The following is a 25,943-nucleotide window of genomic DNA, read 5'->3' on the forward strand; positions in this document are numbered from 1 at the left end:
GAACTACATAATGGTAAAACGCAGCCGGATCGTAGCCTTTTTTCTTATCGTACTGTTATTAGCTAGTACGATTGGGCTTACGGCGAAGAACATCGTGAAGGATATTAAGCTCGGGCTAGACCTTCAAGGAGGGTTTGAAGTTCTTTATCAAGTCGAGCCGGTGAAAGGTGAGAAGATCACAAAAGAAATGGTCACAGACACCGTTGATGCGCTAGATAAGCGGATTAACGTGCTAGGTGTTAGCGAACCGAATATTCAAGTAGAAGAAGGCAACCGTATTCGGGTGCAACTTGCGGGTGTAGAAGATCAAAATGAAGCGCGTGAGTTATTGTCCACTCAAGCGAATCTGACTTTCCGTGATGTTAATGACAAGCTCTTGATGGACGGAAAAGACGTTGTGGCCAGTGGTACGAAGCAATCATTTGATCAAAAAGGAAACCCAAGCATCGCTGTCAAGCTGAAGGATAAGAAGAAATTTAAAGAAGTGACAGAGCATGTGTTAAGCTTAGCGCCGATGAACCAGATGGTCATTTGGTTGGATTTTGAAGAAGGAAAAGATTCCTATGTACAGGAAATTCAAAAGAAAGATCCGAAGTTTATCTCTGCAGCCACTGTCGGAGAAGTGTTTGATTCAAATGAAGTGGCGATTACAGGGACTTTCACTTTAGAAGAAGCGAAAAACTTGGCGTCGATCTTAAAGGCTGGTGCTTTACCTGTTAAATTGAAGGAGATTTATTCTACTTCGGTTGGCGCTTCATTTGGGGAAAAAGCCCTAGATCAGACAATTCTAGCTGGTATTGTAGGTATTGCGATCATTTTCTTATTTATGCTCTTCTATTACCGCTTGCCAGGCTTAATTGCTACGGTGACGTTGTCTGTTTATATTTATTTAATTTTATTAATTTTCGATTGGATGAACGGGGTATTAACGCTACCTGGTATTGCGGCCTTGATCCTTGGGGTTGGTATGGCAGTCGATGCCAACATCATTACGTATGAACGAATTAAAGAGGAAATGAAAGTAGGTCGTTCGATTAAAGCGGCGTTTAAAGAAGGAAATAAAAACTCATTCTTAACGATTCTTGATGCGAACGTGACAACCGTTTTAGCCGGTGCCGTTCTGTTTTATTTCGGGGTAAGCTCGGTGAAAGGCTTTGCGACAATGCTCATGATTAGTATCGTTGTTAGCTTCTTAACAGCGGTTTGGGGCTCACGTCTACTGTTAGGCTTGTTCGTTCAAAGTGGAATGTTGAACAATAAACCAGGCTGGTTCGGTGTCAGCAAAAAAGATATTAAAGACATTAGTGAAAGTTATGACACGCTAGACTTACCAACGAAATTCGATCGCTTTGATTTCGTGAAGCATCATCGTAAATTCTTTACTGCTTCAATGGTAGCAATCGTAGCGGGGATGATCGTTCTTAGTGTGTTCCGATTAAATCTTGGAATTGACTTCTCAAGCGGAACGCGCATGGAAGTGATGGCAAATAAACCATTGACAGAAGCATCAGTAAAAGCAGAATTAGAAAAAGTTGGTTTAACCACTGACGATATTGTCATTTCAGGAGAAAAGAAAGACTTAGGAGTGACACGTTTTAAAGAACCACTGACACAACAAGAAATTGCGAAAGTAAAAGATCACTTTGCTAAGTTGTATGGTACTGAGCCAAATGTTAGTACTGTTTCCCCTGTCGTTGGGAAGGAATTAGCGAAAAATGCCATGATTGCTTTAGCGATTGCGTCTGTAGGAATCGTGTTATATGTTACTTTGCGCTTTGAAATCTACATGGCATTAGCAGCGATTATTGCGTTACTGCACGATGCGTTTTTCATTATCGCCTTCTTCAGTTTAACGCGTTTAGAAGTTGATATGACCTTTATCGCCGCCGTGTTAACGATTATTGGTTACTCGATTAACGATACGATCGTGACGTTTGACCGGATGCGTGAAAACTTAGCGAAAAAGCGTAAAATCAAAACAGAACAAGAACTGGAAGATATCGTCAACCAAAGCTTGCGTCAAACATTAACGCGTTCAATCAACACCGTTTTAACAGTTGTCATCGCAGTTGTGGCGTTACTTGTTCTCGGAAGCAGTTCGATCTTGAACTTCTCAATTGCGTTATTAGTCGGCCTTATTTCAGGAACATACTCTTCCCTCTTCATCGCAGCTCAACTATGGCTCGTATGGAAGAAGAAAGAACTGAAGAAAAAAGGTACACTGATCACATACAAAGAGAAAAAACAATGGAGCGACGAACCGCAAGTGTAAAAAGAAAAGCGGAAGGCGCCGTTTAGCGACGTATGGACTGGAATGGTCCGCACGAGATAAAGGAAACACGATGAACGACAGTGAGTCGATGTTGACTTATCGCAAGGAGGAACATGGAAGTCCACTAGTCGTTGGCGCCTGTAGCTGGACAAACAAAGAAAAACGGAGCCAACTGTTCAGACACGACAAGCAAAATGCGAGTCGGCTTCAGCTAAAACATAGAAACGCGGTCAAAGTTTTTAATCTTTGACCGCGTTTTTTCATGTGTATGAATACATATTCAAACTCTTAACCGATGAGATTATATCCTTTATTATATGGGTATAGTATAATTTGAAATACCATGTGTCTTTACTTTTTAAGAAAGGTAGGGAATGTATGAAAGGACAATTTAATTTATTATTAGGAGTAATTTTCGCACTTATTATTTCTATTTTTGCTGTGATTAATGTAGATCCAGTGACGGTTAATTATTTGTTTGGTCAAGCGGAATGGCCGCTTGTGCTTGTGATTCTTTTTTCTGTCTTGATGGGTGGAATTATTTCTGTTTCATTAAGCGTATTCCGAACAATGGGTCTAAAAAGACAAAATAAAGTATTAGTCCATGAAATTGAACAGTTGAAAAAAAGAATACCTAACACGGCAAGTAAAGAAGTTGATCAAAAAGACCTGAAATAAGGTCTTTTTTTCGTCTGTAAGAGAGGAAGGAAACAAATTCTGCGCATTGAAACCCGATTTTCCCTCTTGTATAATAAGAAGGTTGAGGGGTGACGATATGTTAAAACCAAAAACCCGTTGGATTGTTCGACAAACGGACGAGGAAATGCGAGATCAATTATGTGAAAAGTTAGCGATAAGCCCATTGTTGGCTTCGTTACTTATTAACCGTGGCATTACTGATGAAGAGACTGCCCGGCATTTTTTATTTGATAAAGGCAACGATTTTCATGATCCCTTTTTACTAAAAGGAATGGCTGAAGCTGTTGAAAGAATTCGAGCAGCGATCAGCAATGAGGAGCCGATTCTTATTTATGGTGATTATGACGCGGGTGCGACACGTTTCTAAGTGAAAAGCTTAGGCACCAGATTAATTTAGTTATCTGGGAGAACTGATTTCTTGATAGGTGGAATGATAGGGTAACGCCTTGAAACGCCTACTCTGATACTCCGACATGCTTTAGCTAAGGTTAAATAGTGAAGTATGAAGCTCGGTGAAGTCGGCAGAGAGATACCGTAAGTAAGTGAATACCTAGGAAGTAACTTGCACGAAAGCTGTCCAGAGGTGGATGGTGTATCCTATATGCCGGGAGTCCATAAAGTATCTATGGTTAGAATGTGCTGCATAAGCACTGACGAATCTCTGAATGTACGGGTCTAGACGTAGATGTTGCAGAAATGTAACAGGTGGCAGTGCTATCGTATGTGTGGGTAAGTAAGAATCTGGCGTTATGAAAGCCCATAGCTTGTTATAGGCAAGTTCAAGCATACAGGACTATAGGAGAAACCTAAGGATATATGGAAGGATAGAGAAATCGGAACGTGGAAAGCGGAAGATGTGGAGGTATTAACCTACCTATGAAGCAGTTTGGTATATAAAGGGGAACCCTATTAAAACTGATTAACTTTCCGTGAGAGTGGAGCTACAGTACCTATGAAGCCGTGATAATAAACGGTGGAGGGATAGGCTCTAGTCGGAACTTTCAAAGACTTATAAATGCATAACAGACACAGATTCGAGTATGACTAAAAGAATCACCGCTTGAGAAAGGGGTTGATGTCTGTGGCAAATTCACGAATCGCACAACATGTTAAAAAGTCCAAGTTAAGAAATACGGAATATTATAGTATGCAGTCAACTTTTGACATGCTATATGACCAAAGTAAAAACGGCAGTAATTTTAAAAACTTAATGGGGATTATCAGTTCGTCTGAAAACATTAAGTTAGCGTATCGTAACATTAAGAAAAATACAGGCAGTAAAACGGCTGGCGTAGATGGTCGAACAATCGAACATATATCAAAGCTAACTGAAGAACAATTCGTTCGTTATGTTAGAAATAAATTACGAGATTACAAACCGAAAGCAGTTAGACGAGTTGAAATCCCAAAACCTAATGGGAAGGTAAGACCTTTAGGAATTCCTGCAATTTGGGATAGAATAGTCCAACAATGTATTTTACAAGTTCTTGAACCTAGAGCAGAAGCAAAATTCTCTAGTAGAAGTCATGGATTTAGACCGAATCGCTCAGTAGAAAATGCGATTGCTCAAAGTTATCGATTAATGCAACATTCCAAAATGTCATATGTAATTGATATAGATATAAAGGGATTTTTCGATAACGTCTCACATGCAAAGTTGCTAAAACAAATGTGGACATTAGGTATACAAGACAAAAATTTACTCACGATTATTTCAAAAATGCTAAAAGCTAAAGTCAAAATGCCAGATGGTCAAATTCTTGAGAATGAGAAAGGTACACCACAAGGAGGAATTTTATCTCCGTTGTTATCAAATATTGTGCTCAATGAATTGGACAGATGGATTGAAAGTCAATGGGAGACGTTCCCTACTGTGAAAAACTACACTCAGTATAGTGGCAAGGGAGAAAACAAACATCCTCATAATAGTTACAAATACAGGGTGTTAAAGAAAACTTCTAAACTGAAGGAATGTTATATCGTTCGTTACGCAGATGATTTTAAAATCTTTTGTAACAATCCTAACCATGCCAAAAAGTTATTTATTGCAGTACAAAAATGGCTTGAAGATAGACTGGGCTTAGAAATTAGCAAAGATAAGTCAAAAATCGTGAATCTTAAAAAGGACTATTCAGAATTTCTAGGGTTAAAAATGAAACTCATTCCAAAGGGCGAAAAATGGGTTGTGAAAAGTCATATGTGCGATAAAGCAGTACAACGCACTAAAAATAATCTAAAGGAAATCATCAATGGTATCCGACATGATAGTGGCTCCAACGACCAAGCAAGAAAAATTGCATTATACAACTCAACTGTAATCGGACTTCATCAATATTTCCGTATAGCAACAATGATAGCTGAAGACATGGGGAATATCGCATATGAAGTTAATGCGTGTTTGAAAGACCATCGAATGAAACGGCGAATCAAGAAAACGGGTGTTATTACATCTGATTTCATAAAGAAAGAATACGGAAAAAGCAAGCAACTTAGATTTATATCACGAGAACCGTTTCTACCTATTGGTTACATTAAGCACAAAAGTCCAATGATGAAACGAAATGTAGTAAATGCATATACAAAAGAAGGTAGAGAAGAAATTCATAAAAATCTTTCTACTATTGATGTTGGCGTACTTCGTTTCTTAATGGAACATCCAATTTCACAACGAAGTGTTGAATATAACGACAATCGAATTGCATTATACTGCGCACAAAGAGGTAAATGCCATGTAACAGGGCAAGAACTAAACCCGATGACACTTCACTGTCATCACAAAGTACCACGATTGCAAGGTGGTACTGACGAATACAAAAACCTCTGCCTCGTTGATAAAGACATTCATATTTTAATACATGCTAAAGATGAAGAAATAATCTCAAAGTATCAGCATCTAATTACGAACACAAAAAGTTTAAACAAGTTAAATACGCTAAGAAAGAAATTAGAAATAGAACCATTAACAATCTAATTTGGACGATTAGACATATAACAAAAAGTGAATTCTGTTAAGTTATGTAGATTACAAAAGTTTTGAATGTTTTTCGATGGAACGCCGTGTGAGGTGAAAATCTCACGCACGGTGTGAAGTGGGGGAAAAGCCAGAGATGATATCAAAGGCTTACCTATCACTATACGGCGTAAGTAGTACATCTGTCATGATGACCGTTTTGCAAGATTTAGGAGCGAATGTGGAGTTTTACATTCCGAACCGCTTTACAGAAGGATATGGTCCGAATGAAGAGGCTTTTCGTTGGGCTTCTGATAGCGGCTTTCGTTTAATTATTACCGTGGATACTGGTATTGCCGCAATTAAAGAAGCAAGAGTAGCGAAGGAGCTAGGTCTTGATTTAATTATTACCGACCACCATGAACCGGGTCCAGAACTGCCGGAAGCACTGGCAATTATTCATCCGAAGCATCCAGAAGGAGACTATCCTTTTGGCTATTTAGCAGGGGTAGGTGTTGCTTTTAAAGTTGCGCATGCTTTATATGGAGAGGTACCAGAGCATCTACTTGAACTGGCAGTAATTGGAACGATTGCCGATCTCGTTCCGTTAACTGGGGAGAATCGTGCGATTGCAAAAGCTGGTTTGAAAAAGTTGCAACAAACAACTCGACCAGGGATTGAAGCACTGTGTAAGCTGACAGCAACAAAAAAAGAAGCGATTACCGAAGAAACAATTGGCTTCATGATTGCTCCGCGTATTAATGCAGTAGGCAGATTATCTGATGCTGATCCGGCCGTTGAATTACTGTTGACGAAAGATAAAGGGACGGCCGAACAGTTAGCGAAAGAAATTGATGCGATGAACAAAGAACGCCAAGCAATTGTGAACGAGATTACAGTGGAAGCGTTAGCGATGGTAGAAGAACATTATCCTATTGAGCAATATCCTGTGCTCGTCATCGGGAAGGAAAATTGGAACCCGGGTGTTATCGGGATTGTCGCTTCCAAGCTCGTTGAAAAATTTTATCGACCAACGATTGTACTCAGTTTTGATCGAGAAGCTAATACAGCTAAAGGGTCAGCAAGAAGCATTGCTGGCTATGATTTATTTAAAAACTTATCGACATGCCGCGAGCTGTTGCCGCATTTTGGTGGACATCCGATGGCAGCTGGGATGACGCTTCAACTGTCCGATGTGGATGAGTTGCGTTCGAGACTTTGTCAGTTAGCACAGGAGCAGCTAACAGAAGAAGATTTCATTCCAGTCACTGAAATTGATGTTACTGTGCCTCTACCAGAAGTTAATTTAGATGTTGTTGAACAGCTTGGGTCCCTTGCGCCATATGGAGTGTTGAATCCGAAGCCCAAAGTATTAATTGAAGAAGTAGGGCTGTCTTCTATGCGGAAAATTGGCTCAGATAAAACGCATTTAAAGCTTCAATTAGACGATCAACAAACGTCTCTTGACAGTATTGGTTTTGGTATGGGGCATTATGCGGATCATATTGCACCACTATCAAAGGTTTCTGTCATTGGCGAGTTGGCAGTCAACGAATGGAATAATATTCGTAAGCCACAGCTTTTTCTGCAAGATCTTCGAGTAGATACGTGGCAATTATTTGATGCGCGTGGGCATCGTCAATTCGAAAAATGGTTGGAACAAGTGCCACAAGATCGAGTATTGATTCTGTTTAACAAAGAAACGATCGCGGAGTTAAAGCTCGACCGTTGGCAGACGGAAATCATTGAAGTTACTGATGTAGAAGCAGCGAAACAAGTTGTGGTTGATCAAAAAAATATCGTATTGATTGATATGCCACCTTCTAGTCAGCTAATAGAAGCCTTGCTGACAAATGGTCGACCTGAGAGGATTTACGTTCATTTTCATCAAAAGGACAACCATTTTTTCAGTACGATGCCGGCGAGGGATCATTTTAAATGGTTTTACGCTTTTTTAATGAAGCGAAAAACGTTTGATTTACATCGTTACGGAAATGATCTAGCTAAACATCGGGGCTGGTCGAGAGAAACGATTGATTTCATGTCACAAGTGTTTTCTGAGCTAGAATTTGTTACAATAAACAATGGAATGATGGCATTGCATGAGACTGCTGCGAAGCGGAATTTAACGGAATCGCCATCGTATCAACATAAAAAAATGCAAGTGGAATTAGAGAATCAATTGTTGTACTCTTCCTATCAAGAGCTAAAGGATTGGTTGGAAGAGCGTTTGTCTGTCGATAATAAGGAGGAAGTTGAGACATGGATTTAAGACAATTCATCAAGATTGTTCCAGATTGGCCAAAGTCGGGAATTAAATTTAAAGACATCACCCCATTAATGGATAACGGCGAGGCATTTCGCTATGCAACGGATCAAATTGTGGAGTATGCGAAAGAAAAACAAATTGATTTAGTAGTAGGTCCTGAGGCGCGCGGCTTTATTGTCGGCTGTCCGGTTGCTTACTCTTTAGGAATTGGCTTTGCGCCGGTTCGAAAAGAAGGGAAGCTTCCTCGGGAAACAGTGAAAGTCGAATATGGTTTAGAGTATGGAAAAGATGTACTCACGATTCATAAAGATGCAGTGAAACCAGGGCAACGTGTGTTAATTACTGACGATTTGCTAGCGACAGGTGGAACGATTGAAGCAACGATTCAACTAGTAGAACAGCTTGGTGGAGTAGTTGCGGGGATCGCTTTCTTAATTGAGCTTGAATACTTAAATGGTCGCAGTAAATTAGACGGTTACGATGTGTTAACGTTGCTTCCATATGAGTAATAAGAAAATGGGCACTTTGCGTGTCCATTTTTTATATAGAGACTTAGTGAAATAACTTCGATTGTTTTTTAGAAAATGTGTAAGATGGCTTTACATCTCTTCTCTTTTTTTCGATAATAAGAACAATTAGATTCTTTTTGAAAAGAAAAATACTTTAAACATGGCAAAGGTGAGTAAACATATGGCGAATGATCGGGTGCTAACCGCCGAACAAGTGATTGAACGAACGAGTGCGTATTTAAACCCAGAACATGTAGAGTTTGTGCGAAGAGCTTATGTGTATGCGCAAGAAGCACATAAAGAACAGTATCGTAAATCAGGTGAACCGTATATTATTCACCCGATTCAAGTAGCAGGGATTTTAGCTGATTTAGAAATGGACCCGGCTACAGTGGCTGCTGGTTTTTTGCACGATGTAGTGGAAGATACAGAAGTGACACTTGAGGATATGGAGCAAGAGTTTGGAGCAGAAGTGGCGATGCTAGTAGATGGCGTAACCAAGCTCGGGAAAATTAAATATAAATCGAAAGAAGAGCAGCAGGCAGAGAACCATCGGAAAATGTTTGTGGCGATGGCGCAGGATATTCGCGTAATTTTAATTAAATTAGCTGACCGTTTGCATAATATGCGAACGTTAAAGCATTTGCCTCAAGAAAAGCAACGACGAATTTCCAACGAAACGTTAGAGATCTTTGCTCCGTTAGCTCATCGTCTAGGGATTTCCAAAATTAAGTGGGAGCTTGAGGACACGGCTCTTCGTTACTTAAACCCACAGCAATATTATCGAATTGTGAATTTAATGAAACGAAAACGTGCGGAACGTGAGCTCTATTTAGAGGAAGTCATCGATGAAGTAAGAGACCGTTTAGATGATTTAGATATTAAAGCTGATTTATCCGGTCGACCGAAGCATATTTATAGCATTTACAGAAAAATGGCGCTTCAACATAAGCAATTTAACGAGATCTATGATTTGTTAGCGGTGCGAATTATTGTTGATAGTATTAAAGATTGTTATGCGGTGCTCGGCATTATCCACACGTGCTGGAAGCCGATGCCAGGTCGCTTTAAAGATTATATTGCGATGCCGAAGACGAATATGTATCAGTCGCTTCATACAACGGTGATCGGACCTAAAGGTGATCCGTTAGAAGTGCAAATTCGTACGACGGACATGCATCAAATTGCTGAATATGGGGTGGCTGCTCACTGGGCATATAAAGAGGGTCGCACAATTAATGAAAAGGCTTCTTTTGATAAAAAAATGACGTGGTTCCGCGAGATTTTAGAATATCAAAATGACTCAGCGGATGCCGAAGAATTTATGGAATCATTGAAGCTGGATTTGTTTTCTGACATGGTGTTTGTGTTCACGCCTAAAGGAGACGTTATCGAACTACCAGCAGGTTCTGTCCCGCTTGATTTCGCTTACCGCATTCATTCAGAGATCGGCAATAAAACCATTGGGGCAAAAGTGAATGGAAAAATGGTGACGCTCGATTATAAATTGAAAACGGGCGACATTATCGAAATTTTAACGTCCAAGCATTCTTACGGCCCGAGTAAAGATTGGCTGAAAATGGCTCAAACCTCACAGGCGAAAAACAAAATTAAACAGTTTTTCAAAAAGCAAAATCGTGAAGAAAATGTCGAAAAAGGCCGTGAGCAAGTCGAACGTGAAATTAAGAATATGGACTTTGATGTCAAAGAAGTGATCACTCCAGAAAATGTGAAGCGAGTGGCAGAGAAGTTCAATTTCTCTAATGAAGAAGATATGTATGCAGCGGTCGGGTATAATGGGATTACGGCGCTTCAAGTAGTCAATCGTTTAACAGAAAAGCTGCGGAGAATGCGTGACCAAGAAGCGGCGGTTCAGGAATCGATGAAAGAATTGAAGCCGCAAACGACACCTAGTAAGAAAAGCTCAGGTGTGACGGTGAAGGGAATCGACAATTTATTGATTCGTCTATCGCGCTGTTGTAATCCAGTGCCAGGTGATGACATCGTGGGCTATATTACAAAAGGTCGTGGGGTATCGGTTCACCGTTCAGATTGCTTAAATGTAATGGATGAAGAGTCGGCTAACCGCCTCATTCCGGTCGAATGGGAGGGCGGAGCTGATCAACAGAAAGAATATATGGTCGACATTGAAATTTCTGGATATGATCGTCAAGGTCTGTTAAATGAAGTATTGCAAGCTGTGAGTGAAGCGAAAACGAACATTTCCGCTGTTTCTGGCAGGTCAGATCGCAATAAAGTGGCGAAGATTGACATGACGATTTATATTCATAATATTAGCCATCTTCATAAAGTGGTTGAGCGAATTAAACAAATCCCGGATATTTATTCCGTGCGCAGAATTTTACATTAAGGGTGTTGGATAATGAAAGTGGTTTTGCAACGAAGCAAGCAGGCTTCGGTCACAGTCGAAGGTGAAATCGTGGGCCAAATCGAGAGCGGACTCGTTTTGCTCGTTGGTGTGACGCATGAAGATCGCGAAGAGGATGTCAATTATTTAGCAGATAAAATTATTCATTTGCGAATTTTTGAAGATGAGGCAGGAAAAATGAATCATTCCTTACTAGATGTGGGTGGTTCGATTTTATCCGTTTCTCAGTTTACTCTTTATGGTGATTGCCGCAAAGGACGACGACCGAACTTTATGGCGGCAGCAAAAGGAGAGCAAGCGAAGCAGATGTATGATCTGTTTAATGAGAGGCTGCGGGAAAAAGGTATCCATGTCGAGACAGGCACATTTGGAGCAATGATGGACGTATCTCTTGTCAATGATGGACCTGTGACGTTAATTGTAGAAAGTAAGTAAATGTTGAAAAAGAAGCTTGAATGCCTATATAAAGTTTTTTATAATAGGAGCAATACGAAAAATAAATGAATCAACCGTTGAGGGAGAAAAGTAGTTAAGAACCGCTTCTGTAGAGAAGAGATGCCTTGGCTGAAAGCATTTCCGTTGCGACTTAATGAACGAACACTCCTTAGGTTTTTCCTTGAATACATATAGTAGGGGAAAACGTGTAGCAGGCGTTAACTGGAAAAGTGAAAGCTAAATGACTAGCTTTAACTAGGGTGGTACCACGGGAAATAAACTCTCGTCCCTTTTCTTTAGGGATGAGAGTTTTTTATTTTGGAAAAAAACACCTGTTCATGACGATATTGAATAAAAGGAGGAAATGATTGTGAGCGTGAAAATTCCGCGCGGCACGCAGGATATTTTACCGGGAACGGTAGAAAAATGGCAATATGTTGAGCAAATTGCCAAAGAAGTATGCCGCAAGTATCAATATAAAGAAATTCGAACACCGATTTTTGAACATACAGAATTATTTCAACGGAGTGTAGGAGATACGACGGATATCGTTCAAAAAGAAATGTATACGTTTAAAGATCGTGGTGATCGAAGCTTAACGCTTCGCCCAGAAGGCACAGCAGCGGTTGTACGTTCATTCGTTGAAAATAAAATGTTTGGCGATCCGAATCAACCAGTTAAGCTATTTTATAATGGACCAATGTTCCGCTATGAGCGTCCGCAATCTGGTCGCTATCGTCAGTTTGTCCAATTTGGGATTGAGGCGATTGGCAGTGAGGACCCAGCGATCGATGCGGAAGTATTAGCCCTTGTGATGGATATTTACAAAGAGGCTGGATTAAAACAAATAAAGCTAGTGGTTAATTCCTTAGGGGACCCAGAAAGCCGGACGGCACATAGAGAAGCACTAGTTCAGCATTTCGAGCCGAGAATTGGGGAGTTTTGTGACGACTGTCAAAGCCGTTTAGAAAAGAATCCTCTGCGCATTCTTGATTGTAAAAAAGATCATGAGCATGAGTTAATGGCAACAGCCCCGTCGATTCTTGATTACTTAAATGATCATTCCCGTGCGTATTTTGAAAAGGTGCAAAAATACTTAACAGACTTGCAAATTCCTTTCGTTGTTGATCCTACGCTTGTTCGTGGTTTGGATTATTACAATCATACGGCGTTTGAAATTATGAGCAATGCAGAAGGTTTTGGTGCTATTACCACTTTATGTGGAGGTGGTCGCTACAATGGATTGGTGAGTCAATTAGGAGGTCCAGATGTACCTGGTATCGGCTTTGCTTTTAGTATCGAACGACTGATTGCTGCGATTGAAGCAGAAGGCATCGCTTGGCCATTTGAAAATAGTCTGGACTGTTACCTTGTGTCTCTTGGAGAGGAAGCAAAAGACTATACGGTGAAGCTATTGTATGATTTACGTCAGGCTGGTATTAGCGCAGAAAGAGATTATCAAGACCGCAAAATGAAAGCCCAATTTAAAGCGGCTGATCGCTTAAACGCTCGCTTTGTGGCGATTCTTGGAGAAGATGAGCTAAAAGCTAATAAAATAAACGTAAAAGATATGCAAACTGGTGAACAGCAAGAAGTCGAACTAGATCAAGTAGTAGACGTATTAAAAACGATGATGGAGGCAAAATAACATGTTTGGTAGATCATATTATTGTGGAGAAATGACAGAGAAACAAATTGGAGAAAAGGTGACATTAAAAGGTTGGGTGCAACGTCGAAGAGATTTAGGCGGCGTCATCTTTATCGATTTTCGCGACCGTACAGGCATTGTGCAAATCGTATTTGACCAAAAAACGTCGGCGGAAGCTTTGGCGTTAGCTGAAAAGATTCGTAACGAATACGTACTTGATATTCAAGGTACGGTCATTGCTCGTGATGAAAGTACAGTGAATGAAAATATTGCGACTGGAAAAATTGAAATTGAAGTAGAACAAGTAACAATCTTAAGCGAAGCAAAAACACCGCCATTTATGATTGAAGATGACATGGAAGTGTCAGAAGATATTCGTTTAAAGTATCGTTACATGGATCTTCGTCGTCCGGTGATGTATGAAACATTCAAAATGCGTAGTGACATTACAAAAACGATGCGCGATTATTTAGATGAGAACGGCTTCCTTGATGTGGAAACGCCAATTTTAACAAAAAGTACACCAGAAGGCGCGCGTGATTATTTAGTACCGAGCCGTGTGCATGAAGGCGAGTTTTATGCGTTGCCACAGTCTCCACAAATTTTCAAGCAATTACTAATGGTATCTGGATTTGACCGTTATTATCAAATTGCTCGCTGCTTCCGTGATGAAGATTTACGTGCGGATCGTCAACCAGAGTTTACGCAAATTGACATCGAAGCAAGCTTTATGAGCCAAGAAGATATTATGGCGATGACAGAAAAGATGTTAAAGCGCATTATGAAACGCGTGAAAGCTGTAGAAATCACAGAAGCTTTCCCGAGAATGTCTTATGATGAAGCGATGAGCCGTTTCGGTTCAGACAAGCCAGATACTCGCTTTGGTATGGAGCTAGTTGATGTATCCGAGATTGTCAAAGGTTCAGGTTTTAAAGTGTTTGCAAGCACAGCATCAAGCGGTGGCCAAGTGAAAATGATCAACGTGAAAGGCGGCGGCATCGACTACTCTCGTAAAGATATCGATCATTTAACAGAATTTGCGGCGATTTATGGAGCAAAAGGTCTTGCTTGGATGAAAGTGGAGGAAGATGGCTTAAAAGGCCCAATCATTAAATTCTTCACTGAGGAAGAACTAGCGCAAATTTCAGCGGCAGCAGAAGCGACAGCTGGTGACTTGCTCATGTTTGTAGCGGATAAAAAATCAGTCGTAGCGGACGCTTTAGGCGCACTTCGCTTGAAGCTTGGAAAAGAGCGCGGCTTAATCGATGAAAATCAATTTAACTTCCTATGGGTAACAGATTGGCCATTGCTTGAGTTCAATGAAGAAGATGGTCGTTATTATGCAGCTCACCATCCATTTACGATGCCAGCTCGCGAAGATTTAGCGATCATGGATGAAAACCCGGGTGCGGTGAAAGCACAAGCGTATGATATCGTCTTAAACGGCTATGAGCTAGGTGGCGGATCGATCCGTATTTTTGAGCGCGACATTCAAGAAAAAATGTTCAAACTACTTGGTTTTACAGAAGAGGAAGCGAAAGAGCAATTCGGCTTCTTACTAGAAGCGTTTGAGTATGGAACACCTCCACACGGCGGAATTGCGCTTGGATTAGACCGACTAGTAATGCTATTAACAGGCCGCACAAACCTTCGTGATACGATCGCGTTCCCGAAAACAGCGAGCGCAAGTGATGTCCTAATGGATGCGCCAAGCGAAGTAAGCGGCAACCAACTAGAAGAATTACACTTAGCGGTTCGATTAACAGCGAAAAAATAATCGAATGTTCAGACAACTAATTAGTTGAAATGAAGGAATCGATATGTTATCATTACTTCAATAACAGTAAGTCCTGATGTGTTCGTTTCATTTACTATCTGTTTTGACCGAACAATATATGTTTAGGGAGTCCGGGTTTGTAAGCAGCATACATGCCTCCATGGCTTGAGGACGTATAACACTTACTACAGGACACCCACCTGCGAAGAGCGGGTTCAAAACATATAGATCCATAGGACGGCACGATTGGGACTTACCCTTCTTCTTAAATATCAGGGACTGTCCAGAAAGTCAGTGAAAACTGACCTTCTGTGACAGTCCCTTTTCTGTATGCTTCAGCAAAAGTGGGGATCAACTTCCTCCGCTTTTTCACACGGAAATCGGGGAAAGATATTGAATGAACGATCAATTTCAAGTATGATTAATCCTATCTGAAATAAGAGAATATAAAGACATGGAGTGGTCTATAATGTTACATCAATTTTCTCGTAATGAGCTGGCCTTCGGTAAGGAAGGGCTTGATCGATTAAAAAATACAACGGTAGCGATCCTCGGCATTGGCGGTGTCGGTTCATTTTCAGCTGAAGCATTGGCTCGTTCTGGTGTGGGGCGTCTTGTACTTGTTGATAAAGATACGATAGATATTACGAACGTGAACCGTCAGCTACCTGCTTTGTTATCAACAGTCGGTGAGCCAAAAGTAGATGTCATGAAAGCGCGAATTGCTGATATTAATCCAGAGTGTGAAGTGATTGCCTTGAAAATGTTTTATACAGAAGAAACATACGAGCAATTTTTTAGCTATGACTTAGATTTTGTTGTCGATGCGTCAGATACGATTTCGTATAAAATTCACTTAATGAAAGAGTGTTTAAGCCGAAATATTCCGATCATCTCAAGTATGGGAGCGGCGAACAAGCTTGACCCGACACGCTTCCAAATCACCGATATTTCCAAAACACATACTGACCCAATTGCGAAAGTGGTTCGTACGCGCTTGCGTAAAGAAGGGATTAGAAAAGGTATCCCGGTTGTCTTCTCTGATGAAAGTCCAATTGTCATTCGGGAAGATGTACGTAAAGTGGTTGGGAAAGAAGATGCGGATATTCGTAAAGCGAAAATGCCGCCTGCCTCTAATGCTTTTGTGCCATCCACTTGTGGCTTGATTATGGCAAGTTATGTTGTGCGTGAGCAACTAAAAGATATTCAAATCACTCGTGTGAACGATTAATAAGAGTCACCCTGCATGTTGTAGGGTGGCTTTTTGTTGTTTGAAATGACAATCTAATTTAATTATATTTAAAAAAACTTGAACAATATTAAGTTTTAATTTAATATTGTTAATAAGGAGGGGTGTTATGGAAAGAAATGAAATTCCATCTTGGCTGTTGGTGTTAGATAAAGAAAACGTAGAGTTTATTAGAAAATTCATTTTGAACTCCGGTTCTTTAAAGGATATGGCTAAAGACTACGGTGTATCTTATCCAACAGTTCGAGCAAAGTTAGACAGTTTAATCAAAAAGATTGAACTTCATAGCAAAGAAGGCGATGTTGAATTTGTGAATCTTATAAAAAATTTAGTCATCGATGAACGGATAAGTTTAGAAGTTGCCAAAATAATTATTGATAAATATAAAAAAGAGAGAGAGGACATTTAATGAGCGATCTGACTCTATTTATGGTTGTAATTGGGGTTTTAGTCGTCCAACATTATCTTTCAAGAAGAGAGCAAGCCTATTGGGGAGCGGTTTTACCAATATTGTATATAGCGTTTTTAATATATGGAAAAATAACTAACTTATTTATAGGTGTTAGTGATAAGGCGTTACTATTAGCAGGCGTATTAGGAGTCGTATTCTTACTAGGGTATTGGCTATCAGGACGTGAATATATTTCAAGAAAGAGGAAAAAGGAAATGGAGAAAATTGAAGTGCAAAACTTGTAATGTTTGCTGAAAGTGAATGAACCAAAAAGTTAACATCGTTAGAAACGAAGAGCCCGTTTTTGTAAACAGATGAAACAAAACGGGCTCTTCGTTTCATACATAGACATAGTTGTTCCATTTCGATGGAGCTTTTGGAAAAAAAGGGGTTGACGGATCGTTTTGTTCTAGTGTACTATGTAACTAGTACAGTGATACACGGAGGGATCATTATGCTTCGCGGATTGTTAAAAAAGGATTTTTTATTAGTGAAAGACCTGTTGCTTATCGGGTTAATAGCGGAAATAGTGCTATTTATCGGAGGAGCGAGCTTCTTTGCTTCTCAAGGTATTTTTGATTACATTTTTGTTTTTCTCTTTTTCGCTTATATGGCTCATGTCGTGATTTTTCCGGTTGTGCTAATGGTGCTGCTGAGACAAGAGGAGAAGGGACAATATTGGTTGCATGGAACAGCTCGGGCATCTAAATTGATGTTTTCTAAACTGCTGATTGCTTTAGTTGTGACGTTAGCTTCTTTAGTGGTAGTCGATGTGTTGGTGCTGATCTCCTTCTTTATTGAATTTCCAGTAGAGTTTGTGAACAGCCCCAATCAAGAAATTCCTTATGTAGAAGGTTTTCTAGTTAATGGGATGATTTTACTAGTGTCGTTTTATTTCACTTTTTTAGGCTTGTTCTTTTGGTCGGTTTATCATTCTCTCAATGTGTTTCCAGTATTAAAGAAAGTTCGTTGGGTCCTCTTAATCGTTCTTTATATCGTAATGAACGCAATCATCACTTGGATAGTCGATCAGCCTTTTATTCAAAAGTTATTTAATAGTTGGGTCATTCCAGTGGAAGATTGGTTAGAACCGATGATAATAGGGCTTACGATTACTAGACCTCCAGAAGGTATTGCAGTGTGGCCCATCATCTTTTCTCTGTTATACATTGCTAGTTTATATGTTATATCTTGCTGGCTGCTCGATCGGAAAGTTGAGGTGTAAGCAATGGTCGAACAATTCAAAACATCAAAGCCAATTTATAGTCAAATCGCCGATCGAATTATTCAACAGTTTGTCCGAGGAGAAATCCAGTCTGGAGAAAAACTGCCTTCTGTTCGAGAAATGGCGATTCAGTCGGGAGTCAATCCGAATACCATTCAAAGAACGTATGGGGAGTTGGAACGCATGGGTGTCGTAGAAACGAAAAGAGGGCAGGGAACGTTTATGACAGAACAAGCAGAGATGAAACGAAAGTTAAGAGTGAACATCCAACAAGAAATGATTTACCAATTCATTCAAAATATGCGTGACATTGGTGTGAAAGATAGTGAAATTACGGAAGCGATTGATCAGTTTTTAAGTGGAGAGGAGGGAGACAATGATTGAATTTAATCATGTCTCTAAGCAATACGGCAAAAGAAAAGCACTAGATGACATGACTTTCACTTTTGAAAAAGGAAAAGTGTACGGCATTCTTGGGCCAAACGGTAGTGGAAAGTCTACGATGATGAAAATGGGTGCCGGACTTGTGTTTCCAACAACAGGAGAAGTGTTAATTAACGGTCGTCGAGTGGATCGAAGCATTGCTTCAGATGTCGCCTTTCTTGCCAGTGAAGGAATGATTTATCCTAGTTTAAAAGTAAGACAGATGATCGATTATTTTTCCTCGCAATATCCGGATTTTTCAATTGAAAAGTCGCAACAATTACTCGCATTTTTAGAACTAGATCTTGATCAAAAAATCGCGAAGCTGTCGAAGGGGCAACAAGGCCGTCTCAAGCTGTTGCTTGTCCTCTCTCGTCAAGCGCCTGTGCTGTTATTAGATGAACCGTTTATCGGTCTCGATCCAATGGTGCGCGATACGATTGTGAAAGGGCTCGTTTCATTTATCGATTTCGGTGAGCAAACGGTCATTATTACGACTCATGAAATCACGGAGATTGAACCGATTTTGGACGAAGCACTAGTCATCGAAGAAGGAAACATCAAGGCGCATTGTCATGTAGAAAGCTTGCGTGAAGAACAGGGAATTTCTGTTTTACAATGGTTGAAACATAATTTTGTGAAGGAGGGTCAATTATGACCGCAGTAGTGGAATTGAAAAACGTCTCAAAAACGATTAAAGGCAAAAAAATTATCGATTCGCTTAGCTTTACTATTCAAAAAGGAGAAGTATTTGGCTTTCTTGGACCGAATGGAGCCGGAAAAACGACTACGATTCGCATGATTGTTGGATTAATGAAGTTATCAGAAGGCGATATCGTGATTTGTGGACACAGCATTCAAAAAGAATTTGAGAAGGCTGTTGAGAATGTTGGAGCGATCGTTGAAAATCCGGAAATGTATAAGTTTTTATCGGGCTATGAAAACTTGCAACAATATGCTCGCATGCATAAAGGAATCACAAAAGAAAAGGTTGATGAAGTTGTGAAGTTTGTCGGATTAAGTGAGCGTATTCACGACAAAGTGAAGACGTATTCACTCGGGATGCGCCAACGTCTTGGAATTGCTCAATCCCTTCTTCATGACCCGAAAGTATTAATTTTGGATGAGCCGACGAATGGATTAGATCCAGCGGGGATTAAAGAAATTCGCCAACACGTGAGAGAACTAGCAGAAAAGAGAGGCTTGGCTGTCATTGTATCGAGTCACTTACTAGCAGAAATGGAAATGATGTGTGATCGGATCGCCATTATTCAAAAAGGGAAATTAGTCGATGTGCAGTCGGTCCACAATTGGATGGAAGACGAGACGGAGATGTACTCTTTTGAAGTGAATCATGTCGAGGATGCAGTGAAATACGTGAAGCAATTCTTCCCAGGTGGGCAAGTGAAAATTGTCGAAGGTCAGCTTGTAATGGAAAGTGATAAAGAGCAAATTCCAGATATCGTGACGTTGCTCGCCGAACGAGGCATTCGTATTTACGAAGTGAAACCAGTATCCAAGTCACTAGAAGAACGATTCTTAGAAATTACAGAGAAACAGGGGGTATTAGTGTAATGTTTCGGTTAATACAGAACGAATGGATTAAAGTGTTTAAGCGACCGGGAACGTATGTCATGATTGGGTTGTTGATTCTAATGGTCAGTGCCGCTGCTGCCTATACTAAATATGATGAAAGCAAACAAAAAGGAAAGCAGCCAACGTGGGAAGAAATGGTTCAAGCTGATATAGCCGCTTCACAAAAACAGTTAGAAGATAACCCAAATATGTATAAAGAAGGAAAGGAACGAATTCAAGAAGAAATCAAAATTAATGAATACCGTTTAGCGGAAAATGTTCCAGTGGATACGAAAACAACGATGTGGTCATTTGTAGATAGTAGTACGAGCTTTCTTAGTTTTGCTGGGTTGTTTATGATTATTATTGCGGCCGGAATTGTCGCTAGTGAATACAATTGGGGCACGATTAAATTACTTTTAATTCGCCCGCTTAGTCGTTCGAAAATTCTTTTTTCTAAATATGTTGCTGTCATTTTATTCGGGTTATTAATGATTAGTATTTTATTCTTATTCTCTTCTTTAGTTGGAGCGATCTTATTCGGAACAGATGGTCAAACGGTTCATCTAACTTATGATGGTGGAAATGTTGTTGAACAAAGCTTAACTTTGTATCTATTTAAATATTACTTATTAAGCTCGATCGATATCTTTATGATCGCCACAATGGCCTTTATGATTTCAGCAGTCTTCCGCAATAGCTCGTTAGCAATCGGTATTTCACTCTTCCTATTATTTATGGGCGCGAATGTGACGATGTTAATCGCCATGAAATACGATTGGGCGAAATATTCATTATTTGCTAATACGAACTTAATGGGATATGAAACAGGGCAAGTGATGGTAGAAGGTATGACATTGCAATTCTCAATTGTAGTCCTTGCTGTTTACTTCGTTATTTTCCACTTGCTGGCTTTCTTTATCTTCTCGAAAAGAGATGTCGCTGCTTAATGTTTAGCACCTCCAGTGATTGGAGGTGTTTTTTTTGCTTGTTAAAAATGGTATGAAAGTAAAGCTTTACAAATAAGAACACCTTCCTGATAATTACCAATAGGAGGGATCGAGATGAAGAAGCAAACACCCATTTATGTACAGACACAAATCAACACGTCCATGGAAGAATTATGGAAGTATACACAACAGCCAGAGCTACATACAGAGTGGGACGTACGATTTACGGAAATCTCGTACCTCGAGAAAAAAGAGGATGAGCCACAGCAGTTTTTATATAAAACAAAGATTGGTTTTGGCCTTGAGATTGCTGGAAAAGGAGAAACGATAGGGGAGGTTCAACAAAAAACAGGAGAGAGAGTATCGTCATTAAAATTTTGGACCGATCATCCACTTTCTTTGATTCGTTTAGGGCGCGGCTATTGGAAATACACACCGGTAGAAAATTCTATCCAATTCGAAACACAATATAACTATGAGACGAACTTTGGCAAACTCGGAAAAGTGATGGATGCTTGGCTGTTTCGGCCACTACTTGGTTGGGCGACAGCTTGGAGCTTTGAGGCATTGAAGCTCTGGCTTGAAAAAGGCTATCATCCAAAGTTGCTTCTTCAAAAATCCTTAACTTATTCGTTCGTTTGTGTTTTGCTGAGCTTCATTTGGATATATCAAGGGCTTGTGCCAAAAATTATCACTGTTCATCCAGAAGAAGTGAAAATGTTACGTTCACTTGCTTCGTTACCGATTGATGCTGGAACGGCGATTCGACTTGTTGGTGGGGGAGAAATAGCATTCGGCCTCTTGTGGCTACTTCCTTTTCAAAAGAGAAAGTGGTTTCTCTTTCACGCTATGTTAATCGGAGTTATGACTCTATTAGTTTGGGTCGCCAATCCGGCGAGTTTTGTGCATCCGTTTAACCCACTTTCGCTTAATGTGGCACTCGTCCTTATTTCAATAATTGGTTATTTCAACAGTAGCGATTTGCCACAACCAAGTAAGACGGTTAGAAAGAGAAAGGGGATGAAGTGAGATGCCATCGATTTATCAAACTATTTTAGGAGATTCATTTACTAAGCTGCATCCGATGTTACAACATCGCTATGCGATTACGACAGAAAAAAGCTTTTATGGACAAGGAAAGATGAAGGAAATTTCCGGTGGTCATCGCTTGATCCGTCCGCTATTTCAATGGGGAGCGAAACGGCGCCTCTTTTTTTCAGAAAGAGGAAGGGACATTTCGTTTTTTATTAAAAATACGGCATATATAGCGGATGGCGATTGTGAGCATGTGAGGTGGAATCGCAGTTTTACCTTTGATAAAAAGGAACGGCATTTTGATGCGGTCATGTATTTGGATTCGAAGAAAAGGAAGATTATCGATGATTTCGGAGTTCCGCCATTTTTAGTATCCACTCTCGATTTTCACGTTGATACAGAGGGGCGTTTACATATTTCATCCGATAAACAGTGGTTGAAGTTATTCGGAAAGAACATTCCTTTACCTAAATTTTTGTATGGGAATGCCTCAATTATTGAATCATTTCAAGAGGATAGGGATTGTTTTTATGTGGAAGTACATGTTAGCAATCCATTAGTTGGTACTTTGTTTTATTATAGCGGCTATTTTCATGAAGTGGAGAGTGAACAAGTATGAGAAGCAAAGTGACGGTAGGGTTCATTCTCTTTTCGCTATACATCATTAGTCAATGGGAGTCCCTTCACCCAGCAGAGATGTTGTTATTATTATCGATGTTGATATTCGTACCAATCACTTGGGAATTGACCGATCAGCATAAAAGAGATGGACAGCGGATGCGACTTGCGAAATTTCTTTCTATCTTTTATATTCCGGCTGTTCTCTCCGCCTATTTCGCTATCATTGGGCATTTTACGATACTTGCATCTATTTGGTTTGCTTATACGATAGGTGCATCTTTGTTTGGGGTTTTTCGGTTGTTGGAGAGAGGTGTACGGCCGATTGCAGAAGTCGCCATCGACAGTGGCTGGATCTATTTGGGGCTTGGTGGCTTTTGGTTTTTTGCTTATGTGAGTGAACTACCGATCATGCATTTTTCTAGAGAAACGATTTTGTTAACCGCCGTTCATTTTCATTATTCAGCTTTTATTATTCCGATTATTAGTGGGATGCTTGGAAGAAAGATTAGTGAAAAAAATTTATTCTATTCGTTCATCTTGATGCTCATCATCGTCTCACCAATGACGATTGCTGTGGGGATTACGTATTCGCGCTGGATTGAATTCATTGCCGTCGTTGTATATGCTGTCGCTCTTTATCTATACGGTTTCTTTGTTGTTAAAGCGAATTTTCGCAGTAAATGGGCCAAGTTGCTTATAACGTTTTCTTCAGCTGCGTTACTTGTAACGATTTTCTTTTCCTTTCTTTATGCGTATGGCAGACTAGGCTTTTCAGAAGGATTGACTATTAAACAAATGATCTTTATTCATGGAGCAGTCAATGCTTTTGGAGTGGTTTTGCCCGCATTAATTGGTTGGCTTATAGAAGGGACATCTAATGGACGTCCTTATTATGGCAAGCCGATGAGCCGAATCTTCGGCTATTTGATCATTAGTGAGCAGTTTCTGACAAGGAAAAAATTAATAGATGAACGTACATATGGTGGGCTTGTCGATGATATGGGGCATTTTTGCTCCAAGCATTTTGATAAACAAAAGCTAGCGCCATCGATCTCTCAGTTTTACGAACAGACAGAAAATTATCAGTTGAAGGCGTTCATTCAATGGGCTTCATGGTTTAAGCCTTTAGCCTTTTTATATGAAAAAGTTAGTCGGCACGTACAGCAAATTCATCTATCATTTGGTGGACGCTGGGAGATGATGACGGGTGATATTGTGGCTGTTCAATCAAGTAAAGACGGCAGGGAGCATGTCCGTGCTTGGGTTCGTAATAATGAGAAAGGAGAAACGATTTTTGTTGCTCTTTATTCACAGCATACATATGAAGAGGAAACATATATGAATATCGCTTTGCCGCTGCCATTCTCTAATATGACGGGCATTTTGCGCTTTGAAAATGAAGGGGAAAATTTAATTCTTTCGAGTAAAGGAAGAACAATAGGCAACGGAGACGAAGGAATTTATTTGCGTACCCCACTGGCTGTGATTCGCTTACCGCTTGCTGAAACATTTATCATTAAGGAAAAATCAGCCGATCAATTACTGGCTCATCATCAAATGTGGATCTTTGGGGTGAAATTTCTTGAGATCAATTATGAGATTAAGAAGAGGGCGGTTGAGGAAAACTTCTAAATCTCCCATGAAGAAAGCCTGCTTCATTTAGCAGGCTTTCTTCATCAATATAAATCTTTCCCTACGATGATGTCACCGTTTTCCGCTTCAATAAACGCTAATTCACCTGTCAAGTTTGGATATAGCGGTTTGTAAACAAGCTGATAATAATCTTCGGAGTCCTCGACGTATTCTTTCTCCCATTGTAGCTCAACATCAAAAAAGCGAGTGAACAATTGTTTTGCTTTTTCCTCAGCAACAATTGGTTCGAGCGGAAGGGAAGTGATCAATTCAGGGTGAATTTCCGGCCCGAGATAATGATCAATGTGCCCCGTCGTTCGATTGACCGTTATGCTGACGAACCCAAACCTTACATGAATGCCTCCGTGGTATAGCTCAAAGTGGAACCAAGCGTTTGTTTCGTCCACTTGGGGGTCTGACTTCATCCGAAAATACTGATCTGCTTTTGGGTAAAGATGATATAAAAATTGCAGAGCGATATCTTCACACTCAGCAAGACTTAATTGTAAATCTCCTTTTCGCTCCAAGAAAGAAAACATTCCTTTTAACTGCTTGTTGTTTTTATCTGTTCGCAATTTAATGGTGTGATCATTTCGTTGTTGAAAGAAATCATCTAAACTACGACTAGAGGCCTTCTCAGGTTCATCTTCGTCCATTCGCCAAACCGTACCGATCGCATCTCCCATATCTTGCTCGCGAATTAATTTGAAAGCCGATCGATCTAAGCCGATAAAAGTATCGATGTCCTTCGTTGATGTTTTGGATGGCTTGGCCAATGGGACAAGCTGTTTAGGGGTGTCCTCCTCTTGTTCAAATTGTGGGGTTGTGCCATCAGCTAGTAGTTGATGGCATCGCAAGTTCGGTTCAAATACGAGATGGGGCAAATCATCACCATTTTCATATATTTCTTTGCTAAGAACGGTGATCATTGATTCCATTTCTAATTCATTTAATAATGTATTTTTTGCTTCCTCTTTATTGATGATCTTTTCAGGAGAAACGATTTTTTTAGCGATTCCATCGTAACGAAAGCCAACGATTTCTCCAGCTTTTGTGATACGAACAGAAAAGCCAGTGTTAGGAAACGGTAGCTCTAATTTTTCTTGGTTAAAAGTAAATCGTAAGTCTCCATTTTTTAATTCGTCTATTTTTTTAAAGGTAAAAAGCTTCGGAGCTTCTGGATAATGTTCAAGGAAAAAATGCAAGGCGATTTCTTTTAACTGTTCGTTTGTTAAGGAGCTTCCTTCGCTTTCTGTAGCTGTGTCCTTTTCCCATTTGATTAAACGGCCAACTCCATCTAATTCTACCCAAACACCTGTATCTTCATTATTCGGATCTTTCCATACGTATAAAGCGCGACTGTCCGTTTCATGTTCGCGATAATCTTCAATTTCAAGCTCATAGTTGGTTGGGACGCGGCCGATTGTTTTTGCTTTTTGTTTTAATTGGTCGGTTAAAATAGGAATCTTCCTCTCGTGTTTAAACTGATGATTGTATTTCCTTTAACAATTGTATATAATATCAAAAAATAATGAAAATTTCCATGATGAAGAGAGTAGTTTAGATGGAGTCTGAAAGCGAGTCGGGGATGGTGGAAGCCCGATAGTCTGATCTAAATGAAGCGCACTTCTGAGAAGCCGCCTGAAACAAAGTAGGGTGAGCCGGGGATCACCCCGTTATAAAGTAAAGCAGGTTCTTTAGGAACAATCAGAGTGGTACCGCGGGTTATTTCAATCTCGTCTCTATTTTTAGAGGCGGGATTTTTTATTTTTCCCGCATTAACGGGCTGTAAGATCCCCACCTCAACGTGGCAAGAAGCGCAGACTGGCAGATG

The 25,943-nt window shown here is 40.1% G+C and carries 23 protein-coding genes, 1 other RNA gene and 2 other annotated features; of the genes, 23 read left to right on the forward strand and 1 reads right to left on the reverse strand.

Annotated features, from left to right (window positions below; genetic code table 11):
• Positions 1 to 10: 10 nt before the first annotated feature.
• The 23 genes from secDF to CEF22_RS06760 all read left to right on the forward strand — a co-directional run bounded on the left by secDF (position 11) and on the right by CEF22_RS06760 (position 24,109).
• The gene (secDF, locus tag CEF22_RS06645; protein WP_100402238.1) at positions 11 to 2,272 is read left to right on the forward strand and encodes a protein translocase subunit SecDF; all 2,262 of its coding nucleotides are present in this window, start codon (positions 11 to 13) and stop codon (positions 2,270 to 2,272) included.
• 70 nt (positions 2,273 to 2,342) lie between these two features.
• On the forward strand, positions 2,343 to 2,522 hold the full coding sequence (locus tag CEF22_RS06650; RefSeq protein WP_100402239.1) for a hypothetical protein: 180 nt from the start codon (positions 2,343 to 2,345) through the stop codon (positions 2,520 to 2,522).
• Between the two features lie 128 nt (positions 2,523 to 2,650).
• Positions 2,651 to 2,950, forward strand: coding sequence for a LapA family protein (locus CEF22_RS06655; protein ID WP_100402240.1), 300 nt, complete (start codon positions 2,651 to 2,653; stop codon positions 2,948 to 2,950).
• Between the two features lie 97 nt (positions 2,951 to 3,047).
• A complete protein-coding gene (locus CEF22_RS06660) occupies positions 3,048 to 3,338 on the forward strand; it encodes a hypothetical protein (RefSeq protein WP_198508033.1) in 291 nt (96 codons plus the stop codon).
• A gap of 714 nt (positions 3,339 to 4,052) precedes the next feature.
• The gene (gene ltrA / locus CEF22_RS06665; RefSeq protein ID WP_100402241.1) at positions 4,053 to 5,942 is read left to right on the forward strand and encodes a group II intron reverse transcriptase/maturase; all 1,890 of its coding nucleotides are present in this window, start codon (positions 4,053 to 4,055) and stop codon (positions 5,940 to 5,942) included.
• 136 nt (positions 5,943 to 6,078) lie between these two features.
• A complete protein-coding gene (gene recJ / locus CEF22_RS06675) occupies positions 6,079 to 8,193 on the forward strand; it encodes a single-stranded-DNA-specific exonuclease RecJ (protein WP_100402242.1) in 2,115 nt (704 codons plus the stop codon).
• On the forward strand, positions 8,184 to 8,699 hold the full coding sequence (locus CEF22_RS06680) for an adenine phosphoribosyltransferase (protein ID WP_100402243.1): 516 nt from the start codon (positions 8,184 to 8,186) through the stop codon (positions 8,697 to 8,699). The genes recJ and CEF22_RS06680 overlap by 10 nt, the downstream gene beginning before the upstream one ends.
• Positions 8,700 to 8,880: 181 nt before the next feature.
• Positions 8,881 to 11,070 carry a RelA/SpoT family protein gene (locus CEF22_RS06685; protein ID WP_100402244.1) on the forward strand — a complete coding sequence of 730 codons (2,190 nt, stop codon included), beginning with the start codon at positions 8,881 to 8,883 and terminating at the stop codon, positions 11,068 to 11,070.
• A 12-nt stretch (positions 11,071 to 11,082) separates the two neighbouring features.
• Positions 11,083 to 11,523 (forward strand): D-aminoacyl-tRNA deacylase, encoded by a 441-nt coding sequence (gene dtd / locus CEF22_RS06690; protein WP_100402245.1) that lies wholly within the window; start codon positions 11,083 to 11,085, stop codon positions 11,521 to 11,523.
• A gap of 68 nt (positions 11,524 to 11,591) precedes the next feature.
• Positions 11,592 to 11,817, forward strand: a binding site (T-box leader).
• Positions 11,818 to 11,893: 76 nt separating this feature from the next.
• Positions 11,894 to 13,171 carry a histidine--tRNA ligase gene (hisS, locus tag CEF22_RS06695; RefSeq protein ID WP_100402246.1) on the forward strand — a complete coding sequence of 426 codons (1,278 nt, stop codon included), beginning with the start codon at positions 11,894 to 11,896 and terminating at the stop codon, positions 13,169 to 13,171.
• Position 13,172: 1 nt separating this feature from the next.
• Positions 13,173 to 14,948 (forward strand): aspartate--tRNA ligase, encoded by a 1,776-nt coding sequence (gene aspS / locus CEF22_RS06700; RefSeq protein WP_100402247.1) that lies wholly within the window; start codon positions 13,173 to 13,175, stop codon positions 14,946 to 14,948.
• A 67-nt stretch (positions 14,949 to 15,015) separates the two neighbouring features.
• Positions 15,016 to 15,205: non-coding RNA, 6S RNA (gene ssrS / locus CEF22_RS06705), on the forward strand.
• 212 nt (positions 15,206 to 15,417) lie between these two features.
• Positions 15,418 to 16,179 (forward strand): tRNA threonylcarbamoyladenosine dehydratase, encoded by a 762-nt coding sequence (locus CEF22_RS06710; protein WP_100402248.1) that lies wholly within the window; start codon positions 15,418 to 15,420, stop codon positions 16,177 to 16,179.
• Between the two features lie 127 nt (positions 16,180 to 16,306).
• Positions 16,307 to 16,606, forward strand: a complete 300-nt coding sequence (locus CEF22_RS06715) for a DUF2089 family protein (protein ID WP_100402249.1) — start codon at positions 16,307 to 16,309, stop codon at positions 16,604 to 16,606.
• Entirely contained in the window at positions 16,606 to 16,893 is a 288-nt protein-coding gene (locus tag CEF22_RS06720; RefSeq protein ID WP_100402250.1) for a hypothetical protein, read from the forward strand. Before CEF22_RS06715 ends, CEF22_RS06720 begins: the two co-directional genes overlap by 1 nt.
• A 209-nt stretch (positions 16,894 to 17,102) precedes the next feature.
• The gene (locus tag CEF22_RS06725) at positions 17,103 to 17,873 is read left to right on the forward strand and encodes a hypothetical protein (protein WP_100402251.1); all 771 of its coding nucleotides are present in this window, start codon (positions 17,103 to 17,105) and stop codon (positions 17,871 to 17,873) included.
• 3 nt (positions 17,874 to 17,876) lie between these two features.
• Positions 17,877 to 18,257, forward strand: coding sequence for a GntR family transcriptional regulator (locus CEF22_RS06730; protein WP_100402252.1), 381 nt, complete (start codon positions 17,877 to 17,879; stop codon positions 18,255 to 18,257).
• The gene (locus tag CEF22_RS06735; protein ID WP_100402253.1) at positions 18,250 to 18,954 is read left to right on the forward strand and encodes an ABC transporter ATP-binding protein; all 705 of its coding nucleotides are present in this window, start codon (positions 18,250 to 18,252) and stop codon (positions 18,952 to 18,954) included. The genes CEF22_RS06730 and CEF22_RS06735 overlap by 8 nt, the downstream gene beginning before the upstream one ends.
• Positions 18,951 to 19,871, forward strand: coding sequence for an ABC transporter ATP-binding protein (locus CEF22_RS06740; RefSeq protein ID WP_100402254.1), 921 nt, complete (start codon positions 18,951 to 18,953; stop codon positions 19,869 to 19,871). The genes CEF22_RS06735 and CEF22_RS06740 overlap by 4 nt, the downstream gene beginning before the upstream one ends.
• Positions 19,871 to 20,821 carry an ABC transporter permease gene (locus tag CEF22_RS06745; RefSeq protein WP_100402255.1) on the forward strand — a complete coding sequence of 317 codons (951 nt, stop codon included), beginning with the start codon at positions 19,871 to 19,873 and terminating at the stop codon, positions 20,819 to 20,821. The genes CEF22_RS06740 and CEF22_RS06745 overlap by 1 nt, the downstream gene beginning before the upstream one ends.
• A 114-nt stretch (positions 20,822 to 20,935) precedes the next feature.
• Complete coding sequence (locus CEF22_RS06750; RefSeq protein WP_100402256.1) at positions 20,936 to 21,850, forward strand: DoxX-like family protein; 915 nt, start codon at positions 20,936 to 20,938, stop codon at positions 21,848 to 21,850.
• Position 21,851: 1 nt separating this feature from the next.
• The gene (locus CEF22_RS06755) at positions 21,852 to 22,475 is read left to right on the forward strand and encodes a DUF4166 domain-containing protein (RefSeq protein ID WP_100402257.1); all 624 of its coding nucleotides are present in this window, start codon (positions 21,852 to 21,854) and stop codon (positions 22,473 to 22,475) included.
• Positions 22,472 to 24,109, forward strand: a complete 1,638-nt coding sequence (locus CEF22_RS06760) for a YndJ family protein (protein ID WP_100402258.1) — start codon at positions 22,472 to 22,474, stop codon at positions 24,107 to 24,109. The genes CEF22_RS06755 and CEF22_RS06760 overlap by 4 nt, the downstream gene beginning before the upstream one ends.
• Positions 24,110 to 24,153: 44 nt before the next feature.
• Here CEF22_RS06760 and CEF22_RS06765 read toward each other — a convergent pair whose 3' ends face one another.
• The gene (locus tag CEF22_RS06765) at positions 24,154 to 25,575 is read right to left on the reverse strand and encodes a YcdB/YcdC domain-containing protein (RefSeq protein WP_100402259.1); all 1,422 of its coding nucleotides are present in this window, start codon (positions 25,573 to 25,575) and stop codon (positions 24,154 to 24,156) included.
• A gap of 68 nt (positions 25,576 to 25,643) precedes the next feature.
• Positions 25,644 to 25,856: a binding site (T-box leader), on the forward strand.
• The last annotated feature ends 87 nt before the right edge of the window (positions 25,857 to 25,943 follow it).

This window comes from Bacillus sp. FJAT-42315 (assembly GCF_002797375.1).
Taxonomy (GTDB): domain Bacteria; phylum Bacillota; class Bacilli; order Bacillales; family Domibacillaceae; genus Bacillus_CE.

What these genes read in the sequence shown, in the direction of transcription:
- secDF (WP_100402238.1), top strand. Translation starts at nt 11, where the DNA reads ATGGTAAAACGCAGCCGGATCGTAGCCTTTTTTCTTATCGTACTGTTA.
- CEF22_RS06650 (WP_100402239.1), top strand. Translation starts at nt 2,343, where the DNA reads ATGAACGACAGTGAGTCGATGTTGACTTATCGCAAGGAGGAACATGGA.
- CEF22_RS06655 (WP_100402240.1), top strand. Translation starts at nt 2,651, where the DNA reads ATGAAAGGACAATTTAATTTATTATTAGGAGTAATTTTCGCACTTATT.
- CEF22_RS06660 (WP_198508033.1), top strand. Translation starts at nt 3,048, where the DNA reads ATGTTAAAACCAAAAACCCGTTGGATTGTTCGACAAACGGACGAGGAA.
- recJ (WP_100402242.1), top strand. Translation starts at nt 6,079, where the DNA reads ATGATATCAAAGGCTTACCTATCACTATACGGCGTAAGTAGTACATCT.
- CEF22_RS06680 (WP_100402243.1), top strand. Translation starts at nt 8,184, where the DNA reads ATGGATTTAAGACAATTCATCAAGATTGTTCCAGATTGGCCAAAGTCG.
- CEF22_RS06685 (WP_100402244.1), top strand. Translation starts at nt 8,881, where the DNA reads ATGGCGAATGATCGGGTGCTAACCGCCGAACAAGTGATTGAACGAACG.
- dtd (WP_100402245.1), top strand. Translation starts at nt 11,083, where the DNA reads ATGAAAGTGGTTTTGCAACGAAGCAAGCAGGCTTCGGTCACAGTCGAA.
- aspS (WP_100402247.1), top strand. Translation starts at nt 13,173, where the DNA reads ATGTTTGGTAGATCATATTATTGTGGAGAAATGACAGAGAAACAAATT.
- CEF22_RS06710 (WP_100402248.1), top strand. Translation starts at nt 15,418, where the DNA reads ATGTTACATCAATTTTCTCGTAATGAGCTGGCCTTCGGTAAGGAAGGG.
- CEF22_RS06715 (WP_100402249.1), top strand. Translation starts at nt 16,307, where the DNA reads ATGGAAAGAAATGAAATTCCATCTTGGCTGTTGGTGTTAGATAAAGAA.
- CEF22_RS06720 (WP_100402250.1), top strand. Translation starts at nt 16,606, where the DNA reads ATGAGCGATCTGACTCTATTTATGGTTGTAATTGGGGTTTTAGTCGTC.
- CEF22_RS06725 (WP_100402251.1), top strand. Translation starts at nt 17,103, where the DNA reads ATGCTTCGCGGATTGTTAAAAAAGGATTTTTTATTAGTGAAAGACCTG.
- CEF22_RS06730 (WP_100402252.1), top strand. Translation starts at nt 17,877, where the DNA reads ATGGTCGAACAATTCAAAACATCAAAGCCAATTTATAGTCAAATCGCC.
- CEF22_RS06735 (WP_100402253.1), top strand. Translation starts at nt 18,250, where the DNA reads ATGATTGAATTTAATCATGTCTCTAAGCAATACGGCAAAAGAAAAGCA.
- CEF22_RS06740 (WP_100402254.1), top strand. Translation starts at nt 18,951, where the DNA reads ATGACCGCAGTAGTGGAATTGAAAAACGTCTCAAAAACGATTAAAGGC.
- CEF22_RS06745 (WP_100402255.1), top strand. Translation starts at nt 19,871, where the DNA reads ATGTTTCGGTTAATACAGAACGAATGGATTAAAGTGTTTAAGCGACCG.
- CEF22_RS06750 (WP_100402256.1), top strand. Translation starts at nt 20,936, where the DNA reads ATGAAGAAGCAAACACCCATTTATGTACAGACACAAATCAACACGTCC.
- CEF22_RS06755 (WP_100402257.1), top strand. Translation starts at nt 21,852, where the DNA reads ATGCCATCGATTTATCAAACTATTTTAGGAGATTCATTTACTAAGCTG.
- CEF22_RS06760 (WP_100402258.1), top strand. Translation starts at nt 22,472, where the DNA reads ATGAGAAGCAAAGTGACGGTAGGGTTCATTCTCTTTTCGCTATACATC.